Annotated in this window: 6 protein-coding genes; 3 read left to right on the top strand and 3 right to left on the bottom strand. The window is 51.4% G+C overall.

Annotated elements, in window-relative coordinates; translation table 11 throughout:
- Together A3220_RS15975 and A3220_RS15970 are read right to left on the bottom strand one after the other, a co-directional pair.
- Positions 1 to 1060, bottom strand: a 1060-nt coding sequence (locus tag A3220_RS15975; RefSeq protein ID WP_062375920.1) for a two-component sensor, incomplete at its 3' end; no start/stop codon positions are given.
- A gap of 25 nt (positions 1061 to 1085) precedes the next feature.
- Complete coding sequence (locus A3220_RS15970) at positions 1086 to 1757, bottom strand: response regulator transcription factor (protein ID WP_062375917.1); 672 nt, start codon at positions 1755 to 1757, stop codon at positions 1086 to 1088.
- A gap of 248 nt (positions 1758 to 2005) precedes the next feature.
- On the opposite strand from A3220_RS15970, the gene A3220_RS15965 reads away from it, so the two are divergent.
- The 3 genes from A3220_RS15965 to A3220_RS15955 are packed head-to-tail and all read left to right on the top strand — an operon-like array spanning position 2006 to position 4983.
- A complete protein-coding gene (locus A3220_RS15965) occupies positions 2006 to 2491 on the top strand; it encodes a GtrA family protein (RefSeq protein ID WP_252860505.1) in 486 nt (161 codons plus the stop codon).
- Positions 2475 to 3503 (top strand): glycosyltransferase family 2 protein, encoded by a 1029-nt coding sequence (locus A3220_RS15960; protein WP_040297488.1) that lies wholly within the window; start codon positions 2475 to 2477, stop codon positions 3501 to 3503. The genes A3220_RS15965 and A3220_RS15960 overlap by 17 nt, the downstream gene beginning before the upstream one ends.
- Positions 3487 to 4983: a glycosyltransferase family 39 protein gene (locus A3220_RS15955; protein WP_062375915.1), complete on the top strand. Its 1497-nt coding sequence runs from the start codon at positions 3487 to 3489 to the stop codon at positions 4981 to 4983. Before A3220_RS15960 ends, A3220_RS15955 begins: the two co-directional genes overlap by 17 nt.
- 75 nt (positions 4984 to 5058) lie before the next feature.
- On the opposite strand, the gene A3220_RS15950 is transcribed toward A3220_RS15955, so the two are convergent.
- Positions 5059 to 5495 (bottom strand): ATP-binding protein (locus A3220_RS15950; RefSeq protein WP_252860504.1); only part of this gene is annotated, 437 nt, incomplete at its 5' end.

Below are 5495 nucleotides of genomic sequence, written 5' to 3'. Positions count from 1 at the left end.
ACCACTTCCCGCCATTTTCGAGTAAATTGCCAAGTAGCTCTGAAAGATCCTGTCGCTCCATTGGCCAGCTGAAGTTTTCAGGTAAGTTGGTGTGGAGGCGAAAAACCGTGTCAGGGAAGATTTTTTCCATAACGGTGATGACACTTGCCGTGATTTCAACCGGCATGCACGTCCGTCCCATCTGTCTGCCTGATATGTCTGCTTTGCTCATCCGGTATTTCAGGGATTTGTCAAGCTCCCGCAAGTTAGAGGCCATAAACACAACATCCTCCCGGGACGGAGGCAAGGTATCGATATCCGACAAAATGGCAAGATTGGCAGAAATAGAGGTTTTGACCAGGTGAGAGAGGTCGGAGTTCAGGCGGCGGTGGCGGTCCAGCCGCCGGTTTGACAGCTCGAGCAAATCATTGAGCTGCCGGATCAGCGGACGAAACTCTTCCGGCACGTGAGGGTTCAGACGACTTTGTTTCCCGGATTGGAGCCGTCTCAGGTCCTCTTTTATCTTACTGATGGGCTTTAACGTCAGATGTGTGGTGGTTCCAATCAGAGCCAGCAGTATCGCCAGAAGAACGGCCGAGGCACCGAGCAATGTCAGGTGGGCCTTCAGCGGTCGTTCAGAGAGCGCCCCCTCGGTTTCAAGAACGGTGATTGAGGCCAGCTTTCCAGTAGCAGTGAACGTACGTCTAAGCCCAAAAAGCGTGTTCGCGCCCTGCGCTATGTGAATAAAACCCTCGGGCTTATCCACAACGCCCTGCATTTGGCTCAGGTCAAAGTTGTTGCTCGTCAGGACGCTCCCGCCTGCCGTTTCGATGATGATGGCATGCCCCAGAAGCATTTCAAACTGATGGATCATGTTCCTGAGGTCGTCAGTTGTCGGGGACTCGGCTTCAATGATTGCCTGAAAGTTTTCCAGCTCTTTACTCAGGTGTTGTTTCCTGGACTCGTCCGATAGTTGTTTTATCACGTAGGCATGTGAAAAGAATATCAGGGTGAAATAGACGAGGCTGAAAACAGCCCCATACTGAATGGCTGTTCTTCGGATACTCTTTGGAGCTGGCATATGTTGACCTGGTTCGTTCGGGCGTTCAGCCAGTAGGATCTTTTTCGAAGAAGTAGCCCTGGCCACGCAAAGTCTTGATTTTATTGCCCCCTATTATTTTTCTGAGCCTGGCTATATAGACCTGAACAACATTTCTGGTGGGGCATCTTTCTATGTTGTAGAGGGTTTCAACCAGTTCATCCTGTGAAAATACCCTGTCTGGTGAACGCAGGAAACACTGCAAAAGGCGGAATTCAGTGGCTGTCAGTCTGAACTCTTTCTGGTCGGGCGTGGTCAGCGTTCGGTAGCTGGCGTTGAGACGAAATCCGTCGACACTGATTTGATCTGTTGTTCTGCCATCCTTCCTTCGGATAATTGCATTGAGCCGGGCTTTCAGTTCATCAAACTCAAACGGTTTGGGAAGGTAATCGTCGGCACCCGCGTTCAACCCTTCTACTCTCTCAGTCCAGTTGGAGCGTGCGGTCAGAATAAGGATGGCCTCTTTTTTCCCGTTTTTTCTCCATCTTTGCATTAAAGACAGTCCATTTTCATCGGGCAGTCCGATATCGAGAATAACGGCCTGGTAGGAGCTTGTTTCAATCAACGAGTCCGCTTCTTTGCCGGTTTTGGCGATATCTACTGTGTAGTGCGCCTGCGCAAGCCAGTCCGATATTTTTTTGGCAAGTACAGCATTGTCTTCAACAATCAGAATTTTCATTTGTAAGCGCCGTTTTTCGTGGTGGGAAAGTTTCGCCAGTCTGCCATGGATTGTACCAGTAACGGCAACTCCCCAGAAAAACAGCAACCCGTTAAAAATGGGGGGTTACCGGTCGACTTTTCAGTTTGATTTCAGTTGCACCTGGTAGGATCAATAGTCGAGTCACGAACGCAAGAAGCTGTATATACATGGTTTTAGGGGCAACCTATGAGCGATAGACATTTCTATGCAGGTGTGTCCAGATTCTGGTGCCCGATGTTTCTGAAGAGTCAATGTTCACCATTTCCGGAATTGTTGTTGAAACATCGGGCACGATGGTTATAGCCACGGGTGTGTCGGCCAGGATGAAGAAGGTTCCCTTTAAAAGAATAAGTGGATTTATTGCCGCCGGAGGAATGGCAACCCTTTTCCATTGGGCGGCCATGTCCGGCCTGGTTCTGCTTGGCATGGCCCCCGTAGCAGCCACCTTTTCTGGAAGCGTTGTAGGAGCGGTTACCAACTACTGGTTGCAGCGAACTTTGGCCTTTCCAAACGCACGCCCACACATCCAGGCCATCTGGCGATATGCCTTTTCCTGTTCACTCGCAGCTCTCCTGAACGTTCTGATCTTTTTAGTCCTGCATCAACTGTTTGAAATCTCTGTTGTGCCTGCTCAGCTTCTAACCACTGCGGCTGTCGCTGTATTTAACTATGTTGTCTACCAAAGGCTGGTGTTTCATGAACAAACCTCTTGAGACTTCCCGTGCGCCGAATGAATCAGAGCTGCTTTCCCTGGTGGTTCCGGTGTTCAATGAGCGTTCGATGCTTCCCCTATTCTTTGAGCATGTATTGCCGATCCTTGCGAGCCTCGATATTCGCTCGGAGATCGTGGTTGTGGACGATGGTAGCGAGGATGGCAGTGCCGAATTTGTTAGGACTTTCATTAAAAGGAAATCGAGCATCCGTCTCGTCAAGCTAAGCCGCAACTTTGGCAAAGAGGCAGCGGTAACAGCAGGGCTGGAGCATGCCAAGGGGGATGCGGTGATCGTTCTGGATGCGGACCTTCAGGATCCACCTGAATACATTCCCGAGATGGTCAAGAGTTGGAAGTCCGGCTTTGATGTCGTTCTGATGCAACGTCGATCACGTGTAGGCGAGAGTTTTCTCAAGCGCTGGAGTGCGCACCTTTTCTATCGCTTGCTGAATAAGACCAGTCGCACTGAAATCCCGGTCGACACGGGTGATTTCCGATTGATGAGCAGGCGGGCAGTTGATGCCCTTCTCCGGTTAGGAGAGCGCAACCGCTACATGAAGGGACTCTTTGCCTGGGTTGGTATGCCAACGACGATCATCGAATACGACCGGGCATTGAGAGTGGCTGGCGAGAGTAAGTGGGACTACCCGGGCCTGGTCGGCCTGGCCCTTGAAGGCCTGACTTCCTTCTCAGTGTCACCTCTCAGATGGGCAACGCTTGTCGGCTTGCTGGCCGCCTCCGTTGGTGGATTGTTCGGTGTCTGGATTGTAGCGAAGGCAATAATGCTCGGCGATCCGACTGACGGCTACCCATCGTTAATCGCCCTCATCAGTTTTCTGGGCGGCATACAACTGGTGAGCGTTGGTATCGTTGGTGAGTATGTGGGCAAAACCTACATCGAATCGAAACAGCGACCACTGTATCTGACCGAAGAAGTGGTCGAGAACAAAGAGGTATCAAGCCGAGACCAAATCAGCAACTTCAGAGGCGTCAAGAATGATAAAGCGATTTGAGCCCTGGTTCTGGGTACTGGCTGCCGTATTGTTCAGTCGCTTTATCGGAATGACGCTGTATCCCTTCGTGGATACAACGGAGCCCCGATACGCTGAAATCGCTCGTTTAATGGCTGAAACCGGGGACTGGATAACGCCCTGGTTTGAACCCGGCGTTCCGTTCTGGGGGAAACCTCCACTGTCGTTCTGGGCTCAGGCTGCCTCTATAAAAATATTTGGACTGTCTGAATTTTCTCTGCGGCTACCGGCATGGTTCGCCACGATTGGAATCGTATGGCTGACGTGGTGCCTTGCAAATCATGCGCGCGGTGCTGCGGTCGCTCGATGGTCTACTCTTGTGCTTTCCACGATGGCACTCACTTATATCAGTGCTGGCGCAGTCATGACGGATACATTCCTGGTTTTTGGAACGACCCTTTCTCTGGTGAGCATGTGGTTCGTGCTTTCGGGCCGGTCTGACTATTGGCGCTGGTGGTTTTTCGTGGGCCTGGCTATCGGCTTGTTGTCAAAGGGACCGTTGGCTGTTGTACTGACCGTTATCCCCCTGGTGCTATGGGCTGCTATTTTCAGGCAGCGGTTACAGCCGTTGAAAAAATTACCCTGGCTTCTTGGCTCACTTCTGACACTGGCGATTGCCGTGCCATGGTACGTGCTCGCTGAATTGAAAACGCCAGGGTTCCTCAACTATTTCATCATTGGCGAACACTTTAGCCGGTTTCTGGACCCCGGGTGGGCCGGCGATTTGTACGGTAGTGCCCATGACCGGCCCAAGGGCATGATCTGGATATTCTGGCTTTGGGCTTCATTCCCCTGGGGTATCATTGGCTTGGTTGGCTTTGGCCTTGCGGCGGCGCGAGGCAAAACAAAGGATATATTCACTGGTGCTGTTCAAGACGCCTCAACGCTGTATCTGTTGTTTTGTGCGATAACGCCAATGCTGTTCTTTACCCTGGCAGGCAACACGCTCTGGACTTACATACTTCCTTCTCTGCCGTTCTCGGCCATTCTGATTGCCGGATGGGTGTCGCAGCTCAATTTACGTCCCTGGTCCAGAATCAGGTCGGGTGCTGTATTACTTGCACCCGTTCTCATTACCCTTTTTGTGTTCATAGGTGTGAGCGGAGTAAAACCACTAAAAACCGAGAAGGAATTGATAGGACGGTATGAGAGCATTCAGCAAGCGGGAGACGGTCCAATCTTTTACATTGGCAAGATGCCATTTTCCGCACGTTTTTATTCGTTGGGCGACGCTGTCGAAATCACCTCCACAGAATTCGACAGTCTGCTGGACGCTGACGGGTACGCCAGGGTCTTTGCCGCAATTCCAAACGATGCGGTAGATAAGGTTCTTGGTCCGCGGGCCACTGACGCTCAGAAGTTGGGGGAGAACGAACGGTACCAGCTATTCTCGATCGATCTTCCGCCAACAGACAGCCAGAATGACCCCGTTGATTCTGAATTAAACTCGAAGAATAATTAATGACGCAGCTGATTACTGCTAAAACTGAGTCTTTGAAGGCCGGATTTTCAAGATGGCTGGCCTTTTGGCAGTGATCTAGTCCGGAAATGGCAGTAAAATCAGAATCCTGGCTCCTCCGTTTTTCGAGGATCCGATTTCCAGGTGTCCGAGGTTGTCTTCGACAATCTCGGACACGATGGACAATCCGAGCCCAAAACCCGCGACCGTTTCATCCAGCCTGGTACCCCTGTTCATGACAGTGGCTGCCGCCTCGGGAGAAATTCCGGGGCCATCGTCCGCTACTTCTATGGAGAGTCCTGATGACGTGCGGGCGATTGTAACGTCGACGGTTGTCTGGCACCACTTCCCGCCATTTTCGAGTAAATTGCCAAGTAGCTCTGAAAGATCCTGTCGCTCCATTGGCCAGCTGAAGTTTTCAGGTAAGTTGGTGTGGAGGCGAAAAACCGTGTCAGGGAAGATTTTTTCCATAACGGTGATGACACTTGCCGTGATTTCAACCGGCATGCACGTCC

Origin of the sequence: Halomonas sp. KX33721, assembly GCF_001596805.1 — a bacterium.
In the GTDB taxonomy this organism is placed as follows: domain Bacteria; phylum Pseudomonadota; class Gammaproteobacteria; order Pseudomonadales; family Halomonadaceae; genus Vreelandella; species Vreelandella aquamarina.
This window is presented reverse-complemented; position numbering and strand designations above follow the sequence as displayed.

Coding starts and splice junctions, on each gene's coding strand:
- A3220_RS15970 (WP_062375917.1), bottom strand. CDS start 1,757: ATGAAAATTCTGATTGTTGAAGACAATGCTGTACTTGCCAAAAAAATA.
- A3220_RS15960 (WP_040297488.1), top strand. CDS start 2,475: ATGAACAAACCTCTTGAGACTTCCCGTGCGCCGAATGAATCAGAGCTG.
- A3220_RS15955 (WP_062375915.1), top strand. CDS start 3,487: ATGATAAAGCGATTTGAGCCCTGGTTCTGGGTACTGGCTGCCGTATTG.